Below are 18,990 nucleotides of genomic sequence, written 5' to 3'. Positions count from 1 at the left end.
TTACTCGATGGTCCGCGGTACGTTCCGGTTGCGGTCCTCTTCCGAGATCCAGGTCTCTTCGTCCTCGACCAGGTAGTCGGGACGGTCGCCCCGGCTGTTCTCGTCCTCCGACCGACGCCCGTTGCGGCCGCCCATACCGCCGGCTCCGCCGCCCGCCATGGCGCCGCGCTGCGTTCCACCACGGCTGCCGTGCAGGCCCGCACCGCCGCCAGCACCCTTGCCGGCGACACCCTTGGCCGCACCGACCACACCGCCACGAGACTTCGCCAGGGCTCCGCGGCCGCCGGCGCCAGCCCCACCTCGGCCAGCTGCGCCCGCTCCGGCACCACCACCCATGCCGCCCATACCGGCTCGTCCACCGGTGCCACGGCCTGCCGCACCGCCGCCGGCCACGCCACCGCGACCGCCTGCGGCTCCGATACCACCACGTGCGGCCGCACCGCCAGCGAGGCCAGGGCCTCCGCCAGCAGCCACGATGCCGGGGCCCTGAGCTCCACCAGTGCCGATGCCGCCACCGCCGCCGCCGAAACCTCCGCCAGTGCCTGTGACAGGACCTGTCCCTGACAGGCCGGGCGAGATGCTGTCGATCTTCGTCTTCGCTGTCGGGAGCTGTGATCCCCCCGTGATACCAGCGTCGCGGGGTACTGTCGGGGCTGGCTTGACGCTAGTAGTTGGGCCTGCGCTCCACGGTTTGGCGGTGCCGCTTCCCATGCCTGGACCCGTACTGCCAGAAGAGGGCATGGAGACGGGGGTGGGCATGGGTGTTTGAGGGCTCGGTGGCGAGAAGGGATCCGTCTTACTCTCGTCAACTCGCCCATTGCGCGCATAAGCCTTGTAATTGACCGCCAACTGCTCCATGATCGCCACCCCCTGCAGCTGCGCTTCCTTCCCCGCAGACAGAGAGTCGGCATTCGCCTGGCGCGCGGCGTCAGTGCTCACACCCTTGTTGATGTCGTCCAGGAGCTGCTGGTCGCTGCGCTCGTCGTCCCACATCTTGTCCCAGGCCTTGTCCCAGAAACCGGGCTCTTCGACCTCGCGCATCTTGGAGATCGAGTTCCGCAGGTCGTTCTGGACGCCGTGCATGGCTTCGCCGTAGTGGTTGGCCCACGCAGCCCCGTTGCGGACGTTCTGCATGATCTCGTTGGCCTTCTTGCGGAAGGCCTCGGCCGCGTCGCCCTCCCAGTGCTCGAGGACGTTCTCCACGGCACTCTGCATCATGCCCGCAACGCTGTCCTTCGCCGATACCGAGTCCACAGCGCCGTTCTTGCCGTCGCCGTCGCCGCCGGACAGGATGTTGTGGATCGACTTCCAGTGCTGGCTGACCTCGTAGATCCTGCCGGGATCCGCGTCCAGGATCATGGCGCGCAGGTCAGGGATGCTCATCTGCATGAAGGGCGTGTCGAGATTGGCGCGATTCGGGCCCCCCATGCCTCCGTTGGGAAGCGAATCGAGCTTCTCGTCGTGCTTGTCGTCGATCCGCTGCTGTCGTGCCTTTTCCTGAGCCTCGTAGTACTCAGGGCTCTGGTAGTAGCCACCGTAGGCCATGGTTGAAACGTCCCCTCTGTCAGTGACCAGTCGCTGAACGGCTTAGTTGGCTGAGCCCGGAGCAGCACTCACACCTTGCGCATTCGCCTGCTCCTGGTTGCTGTACTTGTCCCTGACCTTCGAGGTGCTCTTACCGAAATCATCGATCAGCTGGTGAAGATCCTTGATGATCTTTTCGATCCTCGTCTTCTGGTCCTGATGCGCGCTGTGAAGCTCGTTGGACTCCAGAAACTTCATGCTGCCGAAGGCGGTACTCGGGATGTCCGTCTCGTACTTGGCCTTCGTGTTGGCCTTGTCCATGTCCGACAGAAGGCCGTTGAGCTTGCGGATGACGTCATCCAGCTGGCTCAGATCAACCCGCATTCCGTTACTCATACCCCGTTGTCCTCTCCCCTGTTTCTCAAGTTGTCAGCACCCACTCGGTGCCCGCGCCACATCATCGCCGTCATTGCCGTCATCACCCCGGGCTAACCGGACCGCCCGGACCGCCCGGCCCGACCGGACTCTGCAACCCGCCGACCACGCCAGTCCCGCACAGCCACCCCGCTCCCCGCAACCACGAGAGCAAGCGCAAGTCCCGTACCCAGTACGTAAATCGCGACCCGGCGCTCACGTTCCGCCTCGGTCTCGCCCATCGTCACAGCCATGGGCACCACCCCGCCCGCCCCAGCCGCAACGGGCGGATCCGGCGTAGGAGTGGTACCCGGTGTCGAGCCGTCCGACAACGCGGCGACCGGGTCGACGACGCCCCAGCCGATGTATCGGTTCGGGCCCCGGCCCGGCCGCTGGGCCGTTTCCTCGATGCGGGTGGCGATCTGGGCCGCGGTCCAGTCCGGGTTCTTGTCCTTCAGGAGGGCCGCGACCCCGGCGACGTACGGCGCCGCGAAGCTCGTGCCGTCGGCCGTGCACTGGCCGTCCTTCGGGACCGTCGAGACCATGCCGACGCCCGGTGCCGCCACGTCCACGAAGTCGCCCGACTGTGAGAAGAAGGCGCGTTCGTCGTTGCGGTCGGAGGCCGCAACCGCCAGGACGCCGGGGTACGAGGCCGGGTAGGTGTCCGCGGACTTGCCGTCGGCTCCGTCGTTGCCGGCGGCCGCGATGATGAGGGCGCCCGAGGCCACGGCGGCCGCTACGGCATCCCGCAGGGGCCCGTTGTCCTTCCGGTTCGCGGTGTCCGACGAGATGTTGATGATCTTCGCGCCCGCGGCGACCGCGGCCTTGATCGCCTCGGTCATCGTCCCCGAGTTGCCCTGCTTCTCCTCCCCGCCCGTGTAGCGGTAGGAGAGGATCGTGGCGTCCTTCGCGATGCCCACGAAGCCCGTGCCCTTCAACGGGCGGGCGGCGATGATGCCCGCCACCCTCGTTCCGTGGCCTTCGAGGTCACGTGTGGCGGGGCCGTCGACGAAGGTCTTGCCGCCCGACACCGCGCTGCTCAGCTGCCGGTTGGATGCGTCGACGCCCGTGTCGATCACGGCGACCTTGACGCCCTTGCCCGTCGCCTGCGCCCACAGCTGGTCCAAGAGGATCCGCTGGAGCGACCAGGGCGTGGACTTGATCACGTCACCGCCGAAGACGCACTCCGTGCTGGCCGACAGGCCGAAGTCCGGGTTGCCGCCCGAAGCGGAGGAGTCCGTCAGGCGGGTGGGCGTCGTCGTGTCCGTCGGTGCCGCGCACGCGGGCGGTGTCGACGCAAGGCAGACCCCGGTCACCGCAAGCACGCCGAAAACCCGCTGCAGTGCGCGGGTTCCACTGTTGCGGCCGGTGCGGCTACGCGAACGGGCTGTTCGGTCCTTCACGTTCAGGCCCTTCACGTTCAGGCCCCTCATGTTCAGGCCCCCAGGGTTTCCTTGCTTCCTTCGAAGCTGAGTCATGTAGATGTCACGCGTGTGGCGGTGAGTGTGAATGTTTGCGGGACTTGCCGTGTGCACTCCCGCGGAGTTTGTGTACGACCCCGAAGCAGAGGTCGGCCCAGCGGTCGCCGTGGCGTCCGCTGGGCCGATTCCCTTCATCTCAAGTCCCTCGGGTCGCCGCCGGGCTCAGCCCCAGGTCGAGGCGTTGCTCTTCTCGGTGGACTGGTAGTTCTCGGCGGCGTTCTGCAGCGCCGTGGAGATCTTCAGCAGGGTGGCGTGCAGGTCAGCGGCGGTCTGGTCCCACTCGCGCTGCTTGCGCTGGTAGCCCTCCTGCGCCTCGCCCTCCCAGGAGTTGGCGACGCGCTTGACGGCGGCCTCGAGGTCGTCGAGCTGCTGCTTGATGCGGCCGGCGGTCGACTTCACGTCCGTGGACGCGTTGGTGATGGTGGCGTAATTGACGAGAATCGACATCGTCATTCCCTTTCAGGAAGCTTGGTTGGAAGTCTGTGGAGATCGGCTGGGTCGACGCGCCCCGTCAGGGAGGCATGGTCGTCCCGGATCGGCTGGAGCAGCCGGATTCCGCTCGGCTCGATCAGCCGAAGTCGGACATGATCTTGCTGATCTCGGAGTTCTGCTGCTCTTCCGACGCGGAGTAGTTGCTCCGCGTGGAGTCCACGGCTTCCTTGATGTCGTTGAGGATGTCGCTCATCCGCTTCGCGTCGGCGTTCCAACGGTCCTGCAGCTGGCGGTAGGACTGGGCCGCCTGGCCCTTCCAGCCGCCGGCGATCTGGTCGATCACTCCGTTGAGGCGGCGGATCTCGCCCTGCAGCTGACCGTTCGCGGTGCTGATGTCACCGGAGAGCTTGGTGAGTTCGTCCTCTGTTACCCGGAACTGGCCGGCCATGTTGAACCTTCCCCCATGTCGTCGTTGATCCGGGATACCTGTTCCGGTGCCCGGAGGTTCTTCGCACGCTTGAGCGCTGCAAACACTCTATCGTCAGCCTGTCACTCAACCACAGGCAAGGCCAATCAGTTACACGGCTCACACACTTGGGCGATGAACCTGTGACGCGTGCGCCGTCTTACTCAAGTGCCCTTTGCCCACCGGCCGTTGGCGCCGCGATCTGTCGTTCCGTCGACCGGCGGGCAGCGCAACGTCACTGGCTCTGCGGCTGCGACGCGCTCGTGGTGTCCAGCGTCGGGCCCTTCGGGATGAAGGTTGCCCACGTTTGCGGCACGATCGCCCGGTTGGTCAGGTCCTCGTAGCCGAGTCGCGTACGCGCCTTGTCCGTCTCGCTCGCCTCGCCCTGCGACGAGTCGCCCTCAGAGGACGACGAACCGGAGCCGCTCTCCGCCTCGCTGTCATTGGTCGCCGGCAGCGAGTACCGCAGGCCCGTGTCGGTCAGCAGGTACACCGCGCCGCCGCCTCCGGCCGAACCGGTGAGCTCCTGGAAGAGGAGGCCCGAGCCGGAGGACACATAGGCGCTCAGCGAGTCGGTGATGACCTTCTTGGGGTAGTTCGTCCCCGCCCAGGCCGCCAGCTCCGGCTTCCTGTCCGCGCCGAAGCCGCCCTTGTAGACGCTGCACGAGGTGCTACGGGCCTGGCCGGTCGCCGCGTCCGCGCCGTTGGCCTGCCGGGGAACGTACTCCGGCCAGCCCTTGTCCGCGTAGAAGCGGTCCGCCCGGCCGTTGTTGGCCTCGATGATGTCCCGGGTGGGGACCTTGATGGCGCCGGCCTCGTCGCGGGCGACCAGCAGGTTGGCGACGAAGGGCGAGATGGCGGCGACCTCGTCCTTGAGGACGACGTAGAACTGCTCGCTCTGCGCGTCCCGTGCCCTGAGCACCTGGCCGACCGTGCCCGCCTCGGCGGGCAGGCCCTGGACCGAGGTGGGATCGCCGTCGGACGGAACCGTCGGGAAGGTGATGTCCCCGCCGTCGTTGAGGGTGTTGAGCCACTCCTGGCTCACCGGCTGCGGCTCGGCCGTGGCGCTGCTGCCGATGACGGCGGAGCGCAGCTGCTCCATGGCGGTGGGTTCGAGACCCTCCTTGCCGCCCAGCAGGAAGCGGTTCCCCTCACCGTCGACCAGGTACTCCAGCTCGGTCTTGGTGTCCTCGACGTACAGGGCCTCGCGCGGGTCGACCTTCCCCGAGTTACCGAGCGACTTGGCGTCGTCCGCGTCGAAGACGAAGACGGCCCGGTCGATGGCGCCCTTCTCGCCCGGGGCCGGGCGTTCGCACACCGCCCAGGTCTTGGCCTTCTCCGCGTCCTCCTTGGAGGGCAGCCGGTCGGGGGCGTAGGGAATGCCGATCGTCGCGCCGTGGCGGATGCCGCTCTTGTCGATCTCCTTGCCGGGGACCTCGAGCACGCTGCCCTTGCCCTTGTCGAGCAGCAGCTTCGCGGAGGCGTAGTTGAGGACCGGGTGGAGGACCTTCTCCACCTTGCTGTCCTTCGGGTCCGGGTCGAGGACCACGTAGCGCGTCGTGGAGTCGCTGTCGACGATGATGTACTCGCCCGGCGTGTCCCAGCCCTTGGGCGCGGTGGGCTTGATGACGCCCCACGCGATGAAGCCGATCACCAGCACGACACCGACCACCAGGCTGGGCATCACCGTACGGACCGGACGCGGCGCGCCTTCTTCGGAGCCGCCCGGCGACGGCGCCAGGAACGCCGCGACGGTGCGCTTGCGAGCGAAGGTGTAGGCGGCCAGCTCATCCCGACGCTGCTTTGCCATGGTCCCCGTTTCTCCCGTTTGTGATGCTCGATCGTGTTGCCGCACCCGATGACGGGTGTTGCGGTACTCGATCGCTTTTGTGATGACTCGACCGTGCTCAAAGGCCGCTTCGGCCGCCGTGTTTCGCAGGCGGCACCGGCCACACAGGCACCTACTATGCCCTGCGCCGCGCGGCGACGATTCATCAGGTGCGCGGCCGCCCCCGCATCTTCACAGAGCTTCACGACAGCGCTCCACCATGCGGGTCCGGTCCATGAAAGGCTGGCCACCTGGGGTTTCGGTGTCCCCTGTGTCGCCTCGCGTTCCGCAGCGGGTACCGTGAGCCACTCGCATTGACGATGTGGGCCCGGCGAACGGCCACTACTTCGCGAAAGGGATGTCCCGGGGGATGACCAGCGCTACGAGCACCCGGCGCGGACGCCGCGCACAGCAGCAACAGGGAGATCCGAACGGCAGACGTACGTCGGCCACTCCGGCAGCCCCCGCCGCCGCGTCGCCGCGCACACTGCCCCGTCCGGGCGGTCTGGGCCCGGTGCGATTGCAACAGCTCATCCTGGTGGAACTGGCGGCCGCGGTCATGGTGGGCGCCTGGGCCGCCGACACCTCCTGGCTGCTGGCCCCGGCCGGCGCCGTGGCGGCGCTGCTGCTGCTCCTGGCGGTCCTGCGCCGCGGACGGCGCCCGCTGCCCGAGTGGTACGAGACGACGCGCGCCCTGAGGCAGCGACGACGCGACGCCAAGACGCCCGTCCCGCCCGGCACCGACGCGATGCTGGTCCCGGTCGTGGAGTGCGACCCCGCGCTGCGGACGTCTTCCTTCGTCTCCCGTGACGACCGCTCGGTCGGCATGATCGGCGACGGCACCTTCCTGACCGCCGTCCTCTTCGTCCAGCCGGGCGACCAGCCGCTGCGCCCCGCGGCCGCCGGGCGGCAGTTGCCGCTCCGTCTGGTCCAGGAGGCCCTCGAGGTCGACGGGATCCGGCTCGCCTCCGCCCAGGTCGTGCAGCACACCCAGCCGGCGCCCGCGCCGCACCTGCCGCAGCAGTCGCTGGCCGCGCGGTCCTACGGCCCCCTGCAGACGCAGGCCGGTTCTCCCGCGCTGCGGCTCACCTGGGTCGCCCTCAAGCTCGACCCGGAGCTGTGCCCGGAGGCCGTCCAGGCCCGTGGCGACGGCGTGCCGGGCGCGCAGCGCGCATTGCTGCGCGTGGCCGACCAGTTGGCGAGCCGGCTGGCAGGTGCCGGTTTCAAGGCGACCCTGCTGGACGAGACCGAGCTCGTGCAGGCCCTCGCGACCTCCAGCTGCCTCAACCCGCGCGCCAATGCCCAGCACGGGCAGGACGGGCGGACCCAGCGCCGTACGGTCGAGGCGGTGCGGACCTGGCGGGTCGACGACCGGTGGCACACGACGTACTGGGTGTCCCGCTGGCCGCAGTTGGGCAGCGGCGGTGCGGCGCTGCCGGAGCTGGTCACGCGGTTCACCTCGCTGCCGGTGCTCGCCACGACGTTCAGCATGACCCTGAGCAAGGCCGGGAACCGGGGTGTCGCACTCACCGGGCACATCCGCGTCACCGCTCGCGGCGACAGCGAACTCGGCCAGGTGGGGCGTGAGTTGGAGCGGGCCGCGAGTGCCTCGAAGGTCGGCCTGGTCCGTCTCGACCGCGAGCAGGTCCCCGGCGCTCTCGCCACTCTGCCGCTCGGAGGTACGTACTGATGTCCCAGCCCGCCCAGACGATGCCCCCGGGACAGCAGGGCCGTAACCCCGCACGCACGCCCGCGCACGTGGCCTCGCCCACCGACACCGGTCTGATCCCGATCATCCGGCAGCCGGATGCACCGCAGCAGCAACGCCGCATCTTCAGCCCGGGGTTCGGGCTGCGCGGTCCGCGCCGCAACCGCCATGTCGTCACCGCCGACGAGCTCGCGGCGATCAGCATGCCGCTCGGTGACGACGGCGTGATCATCGGCACCGACCCGGAGTCGCAGCCGGCGGTGCTGGGGCTGGCCCGTCCCACTCCCTTCGACGTCGTGCTCGTGGGCGGCCTCTGGCTCGCCCAGGTGCTGGCGCTGCGCGCCGCCGCGACGGGAGCGCGCGTGGGCGTCGAGACCGGTCGTCCGCAGGCCTGGCAGCAGCTGGCCCAGGCGGCGGGTGGCGGCCAGCAGTGTGTGACGGTCTACCCGGTGGGCCGTGTGCCCGCGCAGGGTCCGTCCGTGTCGAGCCCGGTCGTGCTGTTCCGCGACTGCGGTATCCGTCCGCCGCGCGGTCGTGTGACGTCGGTGCCGTGGCAGTCCGTCGTGACGGTGCTGCCCTTCGTCAGTGAGCACGCTCCGCGCTGGCTCGCGCAGGCCCATCTGGTGGGAATCCAGCGCATTTCGCCCTACGAGACCGAGGCCGTACGGGACACGCTGGGCATCCCCGAGGACCAGCTCCAGCACCTGCCGACCCTGCACGACGGGGTCGCCCTGTGGTGCACCCGCAAGCACCAGAAGTTCGTCATGACCGACCCCACCGATGCGGAGACGGGCCTGCTCGGCGTGGCCCGCCGTATGGACTGACGTGTCGTCGTCCTGGCGCGGAGCCTGAACAGGGCCGCGCCCAGGGGGCGTTCCGCCCACAACCATGAGGCTCTTCCGTCCACGCACCCGGGGCTATAGCGTCCGCGCCCATGGGGGCTTTTCCGTCCCGCCATGCGAGTGATTAGGCTTCTGGTGGTGCGGTGACGATCGCAGTCGCGTGGGACTAGCCACTCGGTCCGCCCGGCCGCGACGACGACCAAGCTCAGCAGCAGTGGCTGACCAGGAGGCAAGCAGTGAACAGGGATCGGTCCGAGTACAACGGCGGGAGCCCTTCCTCGGACGGGGACGATCACGACGTGGATCTCACCGGCGAGTTCGAAATCGTCTACACACCTCCCGCCTGGTACGCCCAAAGCACGCAGGGTGGCTCGCCAGGAGGCGGGCAGCAGGAACCCGGTACCTCGCCACCACCGCCGAGCGGACCACCGATCGGAGCGCCCACCGGGCCGCCCGGCGTTCCCGCGTCCCAGCGTCCCGCGCCGCAGACTCCCGCACCGGCGCAGCCCCAGACGCCCGGCGTGCCCCCGCAGCAGCCGGCTCAGCACACCCCGGCCCAGGGCACGCCCGCGCCCCAGCAGGGCCCCGCCACGGGTGGCTACGGCTTCCCGCAGCAGCAGTCCGGGGCGCCGGCCGACGGATACGGCTATCCGCAGCAGCAGTCCGCGCCGGCAGCCGGCGGGTACGGCTACCCGCAGCAGCCGGGAGCCGATGTTCCGCAGCAGCCGGGCCAGGACACCTCGGGTGGCTTCGGCGTGCCTCAGCCCGGTCAGGACACGTCCGGCGGTTTCGGCATGCCTCAGCCGAGCCAGGACACGTCCGGCGGCTTCGCCGCGCCCCAGCAGCACACGCCTGCCCAGCCGCCCGCCGCTGCCGCTCCGCCGCCCGCCGCTCCCGTCGCGCCTGCCCAGCCGCCGTCGGCCGCGCCCGCCGCGCCCGGCTTCCCGGTGCTGCGTCCGGTCGACGACGACGCGCAGGCCGCCGCCCCCGCTCCCACGGCAACCCCGGCGGCCGGTGTCCCGGCAGCGCCCGCCCCCGAACCGCCCGCCCCCGCACAGCCGGTGGCGGAGCCGGAGGTCGAGCTCAACCACGCCGCCGCCGACGCGGAGGCGGCACGGCTGTTCGGTGACGTCGACGACGAGCCGGAAGCGGAGGGCGGCGACCAGACCGAGCCGGGTGACGCCACCGGCTCCGCGACCGCCCCGGAAGGCGACGAACCGGCGCCCGTCCAGGCCGACAACGACTCCCCCGCGCAGCCCGGCGCCGAGGGCGCACCGGCGACGCCCGACGCGGAGCCGGAGGCACACGCAGCCCCGACCCCGGCCGCACCAACGACCCCGCCCGCGGCGCAGGCCCAGCCGCAGGCTCATCCGGCCGGCCATGCCCCCGAGCAGCCCCAGGCCCAGCAGCCCACGGGCCAGGTGCCCCCGCCGCCGCAGGCCAACCCGGCACTCCCGCCGCTGCCCCAGGGCTTCACGCCCGCGCACCCCCATCAGGGGGCGCCGCAGCAGACAGGGCACCCGGACCCGCAGGCCGCGGCCGCTGCCGCAGCAGCTGCCGCCGGTCAGGCCCCCGGTTACGGCTACCCTCAGGCCCAGCCGCACCCCGACCAGGCCGGCCACACCGGCCAGCCCGCCCACCAGGCCCCGGCGCAGGGCGCGTTCGGCCCGGCCCAGCCGCAGCCCGGTTACCCCGCGCAGGCCGGACAGCCCGCGCCGGTCGACCCGCGCCAGGCGGCACAACAGCCCGGCCACCCGCAGCCGCCCGCACAGCCGCAGGCCCCCGGATACGGCTACCCCCAGCAGGCACAGCAGCACGCGCAGCCCCAGCCCCAGCAACACCCGGGCCAGCCGCAGCCCGCGCAGCCTCAGCCACAGCCCGGCCACCCCCAGCAGCCCCAGCCCGACGGCTACGGCTACCCGCAACAGCAGCCTCAGCCTCAGCCCGGCTACGGCTACCCGCCCCAGCAGCCGCAGCAGCCACAGCCCGGTTACGGCTACCCGCAGCAGCCCGGCCAGCCCCAGCAGCCGGCACCTCAGCAGCAGCCTCAGGCCCAGCCGCAGCCGCATGCTCAGCAGCAGCCCCCGCAACAGCAGAACCCGGCCCAGCAGAACCCCGCCGCCTACGGCAACCAGGGCTGGAGCGCCCCGCCCGGCCCGCAGGCCGGCCCCGGTGCTCCCCAGCAGCAGCAAGCCGCGCCCGGCACCCCGCTCGGCTACAACGCCGCCGTGGAGCTGTCCTCGGACCGGCTGCTGCGCAATCAGCCGAAGGCCCGCAAGAACAACCAGGGCCCGTCGCGCTTCAAGCTCGGCGCCAAGAAGGAGCAGGCGGAGCGCGAGCGGAAGCTGGGTCTGATCCGTACACCGGTGATGTCCTGCTACCGGATCGCGGTCATCAGCCTCAAGGGCGGCGTCGGCAAGACCACGACGACCATGTCGCTGGGCGCGACCCTCGCCACCGAGCGGCAGGACAAGATCCTGGCGATCGACGCCAACCCGGACGCCGGCACCCTCGGCCGACGGGTGCGGCGCGAGACCGGCGCGACCATCCGCGACCTGGTGCAGGCGATCCCGCAGCTGAACAGCTACATGGACATCCGCCGCTTCACCTCACAGGCGCCCTCGGGCCTGGAGATCATCGCCAACGACGTGGACCCGGCCGTCTCCACCACGTTCAACGACCAGGACTACCGCAGCGCCCTCGACGTGCTGGGCCGCCAGTACCCGATCATCCTCACGGACTCGGGCACCGGTCTGCTCTACAGCGCGATGCGCGGAGTGCTGGACCTCGCCGACCAGCTGATCATCATCTCCACCCCGTCGGTGGACGGTGCGAGCAGCGCCTCCACGACGCTCGACTGGCTGTCGGCGAACGGCTTCGCCGATCTCGTCCAGCGGTCGGTCACCGTGATCTCCGGTGTCCGCGAGACGGGCAAGATGATCAAGGTCGAGGACATCGTGGCGCACTTCGAGACCCGCTGCCGCGGTGTCGTCGTGATCCCGTTCGACGAGCACCTCTCGGCGGGCGCCGAGGTGGACCTCGAGATGATGCGGCCCAAGACCCGCGAGGCCTACTTCGACCTCGCCGCCCTCATCGCCGAGGACATCGCCCGTACCCAGCAGGGCTTCGGCAACCCGAACATGCAGTACCAGCAGCAGCCCCAGCAGGGTTACCCGGACCAGCAGCAGCCGCAGCAGGGATACCCGGCCCCGCAACAGCAGCCGCAGCAGCCGCCCCAACAGCCCTACGCCCAGCCCGGCGGCAGCCCGCAGCCGGGCCAGGGCTGGGGGCAGCAGGCCCCGCAGCAGCCCGCACCGGGCCAGGGCTGGCAGCAACAGGCGCCCCCGCAGGACCCGCAGCAGGGCCAGCAGGGCGCCGTACCGCCCGGCTGGACTCAGCAGTAGCGGACGTCCGACAAGAGGAAGGGCCGGCACCATCAAGGTGCCGGCCCTCCGTCGTCGTACGGCTCAGCCCGCGTTCTCGATCAGCTCCCGGCACTGCTGCACGTCCTGCGCCATCGCCTTGAGCAGCTCGTCCAGCGAGTCGAACTTCTGCTGTCCGCGCACGTAGGCGAGGAAGTCGACGGCCACATGCAGCCCGTACAGATCGAGCCCGACGCGATCGATGGCGTACGCCTCCACCGTCCGCTCCGTGCCGTCGAACTGCGGGTTCGTGCCGACCGAGATCGCGGCCGGCATCACCTCACCCTGGGCGTGCAGCCAGCCGGCGTAGACGCCGTCGGCGGGGATGGCGGTGTGCGGCAGGGTCTCGACGTTGGCCGTGGGGAAGCCGAGCTCACGCCCTCGCTGAGCGCCCCGTACGACGACGCCCTCCACGCGGTGCGGGCGGCCCAGGATCTCCGCGGCGCCCTCGACGTCACCCTCGGCGACCAGGCGCCGGGTCAGCGTGGAGGAGAAGGGCTCGCCGCCGCCCGCCTCGCCGGTGACGTGCAGGTCGACGACCTCGACCTCGAAGTCGTAGATCTTGCCCTGCTCGGCGAGGAACTCGACATTGCCCGCCGCGCGGTGTCCGAAGCGGAAGTTCGGGCCCTCGACGACCGCCTTGGCGTGCAGCTTGTCCACCAGGGCCTTGACGACGAAGTCGGCCGGCGACAGCTTCGAGAACTCGGTGGTGAAGGGGAGGATCAGCACCGCGTCCACACCGAGCTCGGCCATGAGGTCGGCGCGGCGGTGGTGCGGGGCGAGCAGGGGCGGATGGCTGCCGGGGCGGACGACCTCGCTGGGGTGCGGGTCGAAGGTGACCACAACGGCGGGAACACCCAGCTCACGGGCGCGGTCCACGGCATGCCGGATGATCAGCTGGTGCCCGCGGTGGACTCCGTCGTACGAGCCGATGGTGACGACGCTGCGCCCCCAGTCCTGGGGAATGTCCTCCAAGCCACGCCAGCGCTGCACTGTGCCTGCTCCTTGTCGCAAACTCGTCGAACCCGTGTCCGTCTTTGCTCATACGCTCTTACGCAGGTCTAAGGGTGCCATGCCGGGCGCCCCCGGCCCGCATCGGCATGGGCGCTGTGACCGGGTGCACGTAAGGAAGCCGTGGTCAGACGGGAAGTGGTCAGGCGGGAACTCGTACACCGGCCAGGTTCTCGATCATCCGGCGGGTGCTCGGACCCACCACGGCCGACCATTCCTGCGGAGTGTCGGTCAGCCAGCCGGCGAACCGCGTGGCGAAGCCGGGGACGTGACGGCCGAGGTCGACCAGGCCGCGGTCGAAGCGGGCCGCGCCGTCCGGGGTGCGCACCAGCAGCAGGCCGGTGTGGTGGACGAGGCCGCGCAGGTCGTCGTCCGCGCGGTCGCCTCCCCCCTGGACGGTGGCGTGCAGAAAGGCGTCCAGGACGGCGGGGGCGCGCTCGTGGGCGAGGAGGAACGCACGGAGTTCGCGCCGCAGGGGGCGGGACTCGATGGTTCCGGAGGTGGCGAGTACGGCGGCCAGGGCGGCCCGCACCGGTTCCGTGCCGCCGTCCAGCAGGCCGGTGACCAGCGGGAGCAGTACGGCACGGGCGCTCGGCCCCTGGTCGAGGCGCCGGTCGACATACGCGGCCAGGTCGGCCGCCGTCCCCGGCTGCCACTGAACCGCCTCCCGGACGAGGTCGGCGACGCGGCGGGCGAGGGCGGGCGTGGTGACATCGGCGAGCGTGCGCAGCGCCGCTCCGGCGCCCGGCCGCAGCAGGCGGGCCCGGAAGGCTTCGAGGACGGGTTCGGGGTGGGTGGTCAGGGCCGCGACCAGTGCATTGGCCGGGAATTGCGGGTCGGCGGCCGCGAAGTGCGCCAGTGCCTGCGGGAGATGACGGGCACGCGTGCGTGGATCCCGTACGAGGAGGGCGAGCGCGCCGCCGTGCAGGGTGCAGTCGTCGGGGCGGGCGAGCAGGGCCAGGGCGGCGTAGCGGAGCAGCTCGCGGTCGGCCTCGGTGCGGACGTGCGGTGCGGCGCGCAGTCCGTACGCCACGGCGGCGACACGTCGCCCGGGCCGTTCGTCGTGCGCCCAGCGGTCGACGGCCCGGCACACGGCGGACGTCTCCTCCTCGGCCAGCACGGCGAGCAGTTCGTCGGCCCTGCGGTGCGCGCTGTCGACGAGCCTCTCGGTGAGTTCGTCGAGGGCGCCGTGGCGGTGGGTGTGCAGCAGGGCCTGGGCCGCGTGCGCGACGGTCGCGTGCGGGGTGGCGGGCAGGGGGCGGTCGTCGTCGAACCAGCGGGTGAGGTGGCGCTGTACGGCGGTGGGGTCGGCGGCGAGGAGCCCTGCGACGGTGTCCAGGTACCGGGGGCGGCCGGGTTCGTCGGCGTCGGTCGGCGGACCGTCGGCCAGGACCAGGCGGCGGAGCAGGTCGAAGCGCTCGTCGTCCGGGAGCGGCAGCGCGGTCCAGAAGTCGGGGCCGAACTCGCGGGACACGGAGCGGTGGTGCCGGCGCCAGGCCACGATCCGGTCGGTGAGAAGGCGCAGCACGTCCTGGTATGGCGTCGCGTCGGGGACCCTCCGCAGGGTCTCGGCGAGGAGCCGGCCGGCCCACCAGGAGTGCCGGTCGGCGTCCAGGGCGTGCGTCAACTCCTCCATTCGAAGGGCGAGTTGATGGGTGCCCTGGTTCCGTGCGAGCTGCAGGAGCGCCTGGACGACGGGGCCGATGCGATGGTGCGGCACGGGCAGGGGGTGCGCGGTGCCGGGGTGGGTGCGACGGCGGTGCACCAGGGCGTGCAGGGCCTCGTCGAGGTCGAGGTGCATGCCCTGGATCCAGTCGGCGAGTTCCTCGTGGGCGAAGCGGTAGCCGTTGCCGGCGGGGACGAGGAGGCCCTCGGTGAGGACGGCGGACGCCCAGCCGGTACCGCCGCCGAGCCGCGCGGGGGCGGGGCCCCAGGGGAACACGGCCTCGAAGGACGCACGGTCCAGCTCTCCCTGGCCCGGTCCGAGACTGCGGCGGGCGGCCTCGTGGACCTGCCCGGAGACCTTCGCGGCGAGGCGGCGTACGGCGGTGCCGCGCAGGCCGTTCTCGGCGGCGAGGCGCACGGCGATGCGCAGGCACATGAGGTCGAGGTACGCGGAGAGGACGTCGTCGCGGTCGACCCGGTCCGGGGTGGGGGTGCCGGGGAGGGCGGCGCGCACCTCGGAGAGGAGGCGGAGGGTGAGGGGATGACGGGCGTCGGAGTCGGCCAGGGCGCCGTCCGGGATGCCGTAGCGGGCGCGGGCCTGCCGGGCCTCGCCGGGGACGAAGTCGTCGAGCCGTACGCAGGGCGGAAAGCGCCGGGCCTCCTCCCGCGCCGCCGGGTCGGTGGCGCCGTACAACAGCTCCTCCGGGAACTCGGCCCCGGCCCCCTCCCAGTACTCCGCCCGGCAGGCCACCATCAGCCGCGCACCGGTTCTGCCCAGCCACTCCGCCGTGCCGTCGGTCCAGTCCGTGAGGCGGTGCGCCAGCACCGGCGGCATCTCCTCCGGGCCGTCCAGGATTAGCAGCAGGGGGCGGCCGGCGCGGTGCGCGAGCTGAGCCAGTCGCTCCGGGGTCGTGTCGCCCAGGGTGGTGAGGTCGGCCGGCGCCGCCACGATGCGAGCGGCCCGCGCCAGCGCCCGGCGCGCGGCGTCGGCCACGGAGGCGTCGTCCTCCTTCAGGTCGGCGCCGCGCAGCCACAGCGTGGGGGCCGGTCGCGGGCCGCGGTTGCGGCGGGCGGCGAGGGCCCCGAGTTCCGTCGTACGGCCGCTGCCGGGCGGCCCGACCAGCGCGAGCACCGAGGCGCTGCTCTCGGTGAAGGCGTCGAACTCCCGTGCCGTCGAGGCCCGTTCGACCGGCGCCACGGCTCCCCCGGCGTCCGCGCGGCCCACGTACCCCGCCAGCGTTCCCGGCGGGCCGTCCTGCCCGATCGAGGTGGCCGTCAGTTCCAGTACGCCCGCGAGGTTCAGGTCGGCGCCGTACGCGGGCACCGTCGCGGCGTTCTCGGCGAGCAGCTCGGCCAGCGGGCCGTCCGGCGGCGGGAGCAGCGGTACGGCGAACCCGGCGTCGCGCTGACCGGTCTGCAGCGCCGTGCCGAGGACCCCCACGACGGCGCCGGTCCCGGCGTCGAGCACCGGTCCCCCGGCTGCCCCTCCGCCGAGCCGCAGCGCGTCCCGTCCGGCCGTGCCGATCGCCAACTCCATGGCCTCGTCGAGGAGATGGATGCGATCGGTCGCCGTGTACGTCACGGAAGCCGCGCCCAGCACCCGCGCCTCCCGCCAGCCACCGGCCGGGATCCGCACATACGCACCGGTCTCGATCCGCTCCCGCACGGTCACCGGCAAGGGGTCCACACCCAGCCCTTCCGTCCGCACCAGGGCCAGGTCCAGGCCGGGCAACGATGTCACCGCACTCGCCGCCACCAGACAGCTGCGGTCGCCCCCGGCGGCGAGCAGCACTAGTCGGGGCAGGCCGTCGACGGCCTCGTGGCTGGTGACGACGGTGCCGCGGTGATCGGCCACGAAGCCGAGGCCCCGGGGCCGGCCGGCCAGATCATGGATACGGACCAGACCTTCGTCACGGGACTCGCAACGGCGTGCGTCCTGTGTGCCGGAGTCCCGCTCGGACCAGCCGGCCTCCTGCTCGGACCAGCCGGCGTCGCGCCCGGACCGACCCGCGTCCTTCTCGCTCCGGCCGCCGCCGTGCTCGTCGTGCTCGCGCGGGCCGCCGTCGTGCCGCGTCCCCTCCGGCGTCCGACGGCCGCCACCCGCCCGCGGGCCCCGTCCCGCCATTGTCGAACCTCCCCGCCATGCGCCCGTACGCCCCTGCGCCCGTGCCCTTTTTCAGACGGTAGGCGTGTCGTGATCAGCGGGACAGATCACGTGGCGAACGCGCCCCCTTCCGCTCCCTCGGTTCACTCCGAGCGCCTGCCCGGACGGGTGAACAGGCGGGGGTCCTTGGATACACCCTAGAGGTGGGGGAACCGAGGGGGGACCGTGGAGCGGCGGGCAGAGGGCGACCCCGTGACCGCCGCTCCACGGGCAGGCATCCGCTGAGCGGCTGCCTCAGCCGAAGACGGCGAGGCTCTTCGCCTTGCCCTTGTGCTGCTCCACGAGCGCGAGAAAGCGGCCGTCGGGATCGAAGACGGCGACGGAACCGGCACCGGCGTACTCGTCGGGCATGTCGAGGCGGACCCCGTTGAGGAGCAGCCGGGCACGCCTGGCGTCCACGTCCCAGCGCGGGAACGCAGCCGTGGCGGCCTCCGCGATCGGCATCACGGTCAGCTCCTGCTGCAACTGGTCCAGCGTCCTGGCGGAGTCCAGCTTGTACGGCCCGACCCGGGTGCGGCGCAGCGCCGTGAGGTGGCCGCCGACGCCGAGATCGGCACCGAGGTCACGAGCGAGGGCGCGGATGTACGTACCGGAGGAGCAGACCACCGAGACGACCAGGTCGAGGACCGCGGTGCCGTCGTCGGCGACGGCTTCCCGCACGTCGTACACGCTGAAGGAGGACACCGTGACGGGCCGGGCCGGAATCTCGAACTCCTCGCCGTCCCTGGCCCGCTTGTAGGAGCGCACACCGTCGATCTTGATGGCGCTGACCTTGGACGGCACCTGCATGATGTCGCCGGTCAGCTTGGCGATCCCGGCGTCGACGGACTCGCGGGTGACCTTCGAGGCGTCGGTGGACCCCGTGATCTCGCCCTCGGCGTCGTCGGTGATCGTGGTCTGGCCCAGGCGGACGGTGCCGAGGTACTCCTTCTCGGTCAGGGCCAGATGACCGAGGAGCTTGGTCGCCTTTTCCACGCCGAGGACGAGGACGCCCGTCGCCATCGGGTCGAGGGTGCCGGCGTGCCCGACGCGTCGGGTGCGCGCGATACCGCGCATCTTCGCGACCACGTCGTGCGAAGTGAAGCCCGACGGCTTGTCGACGATGACAAGGCCGTCGGGCGTGGTGTGCTTCTGCGTCATTCCGAGGTGTCGCCGTCCGTCTCGGCGGCGCTGTCCGGCTCGCCGTCGTCTTCCGGCTTGCGGTACGGGTCCGCCTCGCCGGCGTACTTCGCGCCCGCGGACGCCTCGCGCACCTTCGCGTCGGACTGGCGCGCCTTGTCGAGGAGGTCCTCGATGGTGCGTGCGGTGTCCGGGAGGGCGTCGGCGACGAAGGTGAGGGTCGGCGTGAACTTCACACCGGCGGCCCGTCCGACCTCCGACCGGAGGATGCCCTTGGCGCTCTCCAGCCCGGCGGCAGCCGCCTGCCGCTCCTCGTCATCGCCGTACACCGTGTAGAAGACGGTCGCCTCCCGCAGGTCACCCGTGACGCGGGTGTCCGTGATGGTGACGTGCGAGCCGAGCCGCGGGTCCTTGATCCCGCGCTGGAGCTTCTGGGCCACCACCTCTCGGATGAGGTCCGCCAGCCTTTTCGCCCGCGCGTTGTCGGCCACTGGTCCGTCTCCTTAGTAACTTCTCTTGCTGCTTGCTTCAGTCTTCGTCGCTGTGGAGTCTGCGTCGAACCGAGAGCAGTTCCACCTCGGGCCGCCCGGCGACCAGCCGCTCACAGCGGTCCAGTACGTCGGTGAGGTGTCCCGTGTCCCCGGAAACCACCGCGAGCCCGATCTCGGCCCTGCGGTGGAGGTTCTGGTGCCCCGTCTCCGCCACGCTCACCGCGTACTTGCGCTGGAGTTCGGCCACGATCGGACGGACGAGAGAGCGTTTCTCCTTCAGTGAGCGCACGTCACCGAGGAGCAGGTCGAAGGACAGAGTCCCCACATACATGTAGGCAACCGGTTCACCCGCCGGCCCGGGATCGATGGCCCCGCCGGCTGATCGGGCAGGGACATCAGAACGGTACATCGAAGGGGCGAGCC

The 18,990-nt window shown here is 71.4% G+C and carries 14 protein-coding genes; 3 read left to right on the top strand and 11 right to left on the bottom strand.

The genetic code is table 11. The features are described from left to right. The 6 genes from ACFQ6S_RS28670 to eccB all read right to left on the bottom strand — a co-directional run bounded on the left by ACFQ6S_RS28670 (position 1) and on the right by eccB (position 6,127). On the bottom strand, positions 1-1,545 hold the full coding sequence (locus tag ACFQ6S_RS28670) for a WXG100 family type VII secretion target (protein ID WP_383415699.1): 1,545 nt from the start codon (positions 1,543-1,545) through the stop codon (positions 1-3). A 42-nt stretch (positions 1,546-1,587) separates the two neighbouring features. Next, complete coding sequence (locus ACFQ6S_RS28665; RefSeq protein ID WP_147999004.1) at positions 1,588-1,920, bottom strand: hypothetical protein; 333 nt, start codon at positions 1,918-1,920, stop codon at positions 1,588-1,590. 92 nt (positions 1,921-2,012) lie between these two features. Beyond that, positions 2,013-3,263 carry a type VII secretion-associated serine protease mycosin gene (mycP, locus tag ACFQ6S_RS28660; RefSeq protein WP_383415696.1) on the bottom strand — a complete coding sequence of 417 codons (1,251 nt, stop codon included), beginning with the start codon at positions 3,261-3,263 and terminating at the stop codon, positions 2,013-2,015. 318 nt (positions 3,264-3,581) lie between these two features. Next, a complete protein-coding gene (locus tag ACFQ6S_RS28655; RefSeq protein ID WP_147999006.1) occupies positions 3,582-3,872 on the bottom strand; it encodes a WXG100 family type VII secretion target in 291 nt (96 codons plus the stop codon). 115 nt (positions 3,873-3,987) lie between these two features. Further along, positions 3,988-4,299: a WXG100 family type VII secretion target gene (locus ACFQ6S_RS28650; protein WP_147999007.1), complete on the bottom strand. Its 312-nt coding sequence runs from the start codon at positions 4,297-4,299 to the stop codon at positions 3,988-3,990. A gap of 253 nt (positions 4,300-4,552) precedes the next feature. Next, on the bottom strand, positions 4,553-6,127 hold the full coding sequence (eccB, locus tag ACFQ6S_RS28645) for a type VII secretion protein EccB (protein WP_383415691.1): 1,575 nt from the start codon (positions 6,125-6,127) through the stop codon (positions 4,553-4,555). A gap of 388 nt (positions 6,128-6,515) precedes the next feature. Here eccB and eccE point away from each other — a divergent pair, with 388 nt between their 5' ends. The 3 genes from eccE to ACFQ6S_RS28630 all read left to right on the top strand — a co-directional run bounded on the left by eccE (position 6,516) and on the right by ACFQ6S_RS28630 (position 12,099). Further along, on the top strand, positions 6,516-7,835 hold the full coding sequence (eccE, locus tag ACFQ6S_RS28640; RefSeq protein ID WP_383415689.1) for a type VII secretion protein EccE: 1,320 nt from the start codon (positions 6,516-6,518) through the stop codon (positions 7,833-7,835). After that, positions 7,835-8,677, top strand: a complete 843-nt coding sequence (locus ACFQ6S_RS28635; protein WP_383415687.1) for a hypothetical protein — start codon at positions 7,835-7,837, stop codon at positions 8,675-8,677. The genes eccE and ACFQ6S_RS28635 overlap by 1 nt, the downstream gene beginning before the upstream one ends. 254 nt (positions 8,678-8,931) lie before the next feature. Next, the gene (locus ACFQ6S_RS28630) at positions 8,932-12,099 is read left to right on the top strand and encodes an SCO5717 family growth-regulating ATPase (protein ID WP_383415685.1); all 3,168 of its coding nucleotides are present in this window, start codon (positions 8,932-8,934) and stop codon (positions 12,097-12,099) included. A gap of 63 nt (positions 12,100-12,162) precedes the next feature. Here ACFQ6S_RS28630 and ACFQ6S_RS28625 read toward each other — a convergent pair whose 3' ends face one another. The 5 genes from ACFQ6S_RS28625 to ACFQ6S_RS28605 all read right to left on the bottom strand — a co-directional run bounded on the left by ACFQ6S_RS28625 (position 12,163) and on the right by ACFQ6S_RS28605 (position 18,898). Continuing rightward, positions 12,163-13,110 (bottom strand): bifunctional riboflavin kinase/FAD synthetase, encoded by a 948-nt coding sequence (locus ACFQ6S_RS28625; RefSeq protein ID WP_383415683.1) that lies wholly within the window; start codon positions 13,108-13,110, stop codon positions 12,163-12,165. 160 nt (positions 13,111-13,270) lie between these two features. Then, positions 13,271-16,918 carry a trypsin-like peptidase domain-containing protein gene (locus tag ACFQ6S_RS28620; protein ID WP_383415680.1) on the bottom strand — a complete coding sequence of 1,216 codons (3,648 nt, stop codon included), beginning with the start codon at positions 16,916-16,918 and terminating at the stop codon, positions 13,271-13,273. 273 nt (positions 16,919-17,191) lie between these two features. Further along, on the bottom strand, positions 17,192-18,097 hold the full coding sequence (gene truB, locus ACFQ6S_RS28615; RefSeq protein WP_383415677.1) for a tRNA pseudouridine(55) synthase TruB: 906 nt from the start codon (positions 18,095-18,097) through the stop codon (positions 17,192-17,194). Next, on the bottom strand, positions 18,094-18,567 hold the full coding sequence (gene rbfA / locus ACFQ6S_RS28610; protein ID WP_383415674.1) for a 30S ribosome-binding factor RbfA: 474 nt from the start codon (positions 18,565-18,567) through the stop codon (positions 18,094-18,096). Before rbfA ends, truB begins: the two co-directional genes overlap by 4 nt. A gap of 37 nt (positions 18,568-18,604) precedes the next feature. After that, positions 18,605-18,898, bottom strand: coding sequence for a DUF503 domain-containing protein (locus ACFQ6S_RS28605; protein ID WP_383415671.1), 294 nt, complete (start codon positions 18,896-18,898; stop codon positions 18,605-18,607). Between the last annotated feature and the right edge of the window lie 92 nt (positions 18,899-18,990).

The organism is Streptomyces sp. NPDC056479, assembly GCF_042795335.1.
GTDB lineage: Bacteria > Actinomycetota > Actinomycetes > Streptomycetales > Streptomycetaceae > Streptomyces.
Note: the sequence above shows the minus strand (reverse complement) of the source record. Positions and strands in the feature narration are given on the sequence as shown.

Bases quoted from the DNA above. Each gene is read 5' to 3' on its own strand.
- eccB (WP_383415691.1), bottom strand. From the start codon at position 6,127: ATGGCAAAGCAGCGTCGGGATGAGCTGGCCGCCTACACCTTCGCTCGC.
- ACFQ6S_RS28635 (WP_383415687.1), top strand. From the start codon at position 7,835: ATGTCCCAGCCCGCCCAGACGATGCCCCCGGGACAGCAGGGCCGTAAC.
- ACFQ6S_RS28620 (WP_383415680.1), bottom strand. From the start codon at position 16,918: ATGGCGGGACGGGGCCCGCGGGCGGGTGGCGGCCGTCGGACGCCGGAG.
- eccE (WP_383415689.1), top strand. From the start codon at position 6,516: ATGACCAGCGCTACGAGCACCCGGCGCGGACGCCGCGCACAGCAGCAA.
- ACFQ6S_RS28605 (WP_383415671.1), bottom strand. From the start codon at position 18,898: ATGTATGTGGGGACTCTGTCCTTCGACCTGCTCCTCGGTGACGTGCGC.
- truB (WP_383415677.1), bottom strand. From the start codon at position 18,097: ATGACGCAGAAGCACACCACGCCCGACGGCCTTGTCATCGTCGACAAG.
- ACFQ6S_RS28650 (WP_147999007.1), bottom strand. From the start codon at position 4,299: ATGGCCGGCCAGTTCCGGGTAACAGAGGACGAACTCACCAAGCTCTCC.
- ACFQ6S_RS28655 (WP_147999006.1), bottom strand. From the start codon at position 3,872: ATGACGATGTCGATTCTCGTCAATTACGCCACCATCACCAACGCGTCC.
- ACFQ6S_RS28670 (WP_383415699.1), bottom strand. From the start codon at position 1,545: ATGGCCTACGGTGGCTACTACCAGAGCCCTGAGTACTACGAGGCTCAG.
- ACFQ6S_RS28665 (WP_147999004.1), bottom strand. From the start codon at position 1,920: ATGAGTAACGGAATGCGGGTTGATCTGAGCCAGCTGGATGACGTCATC.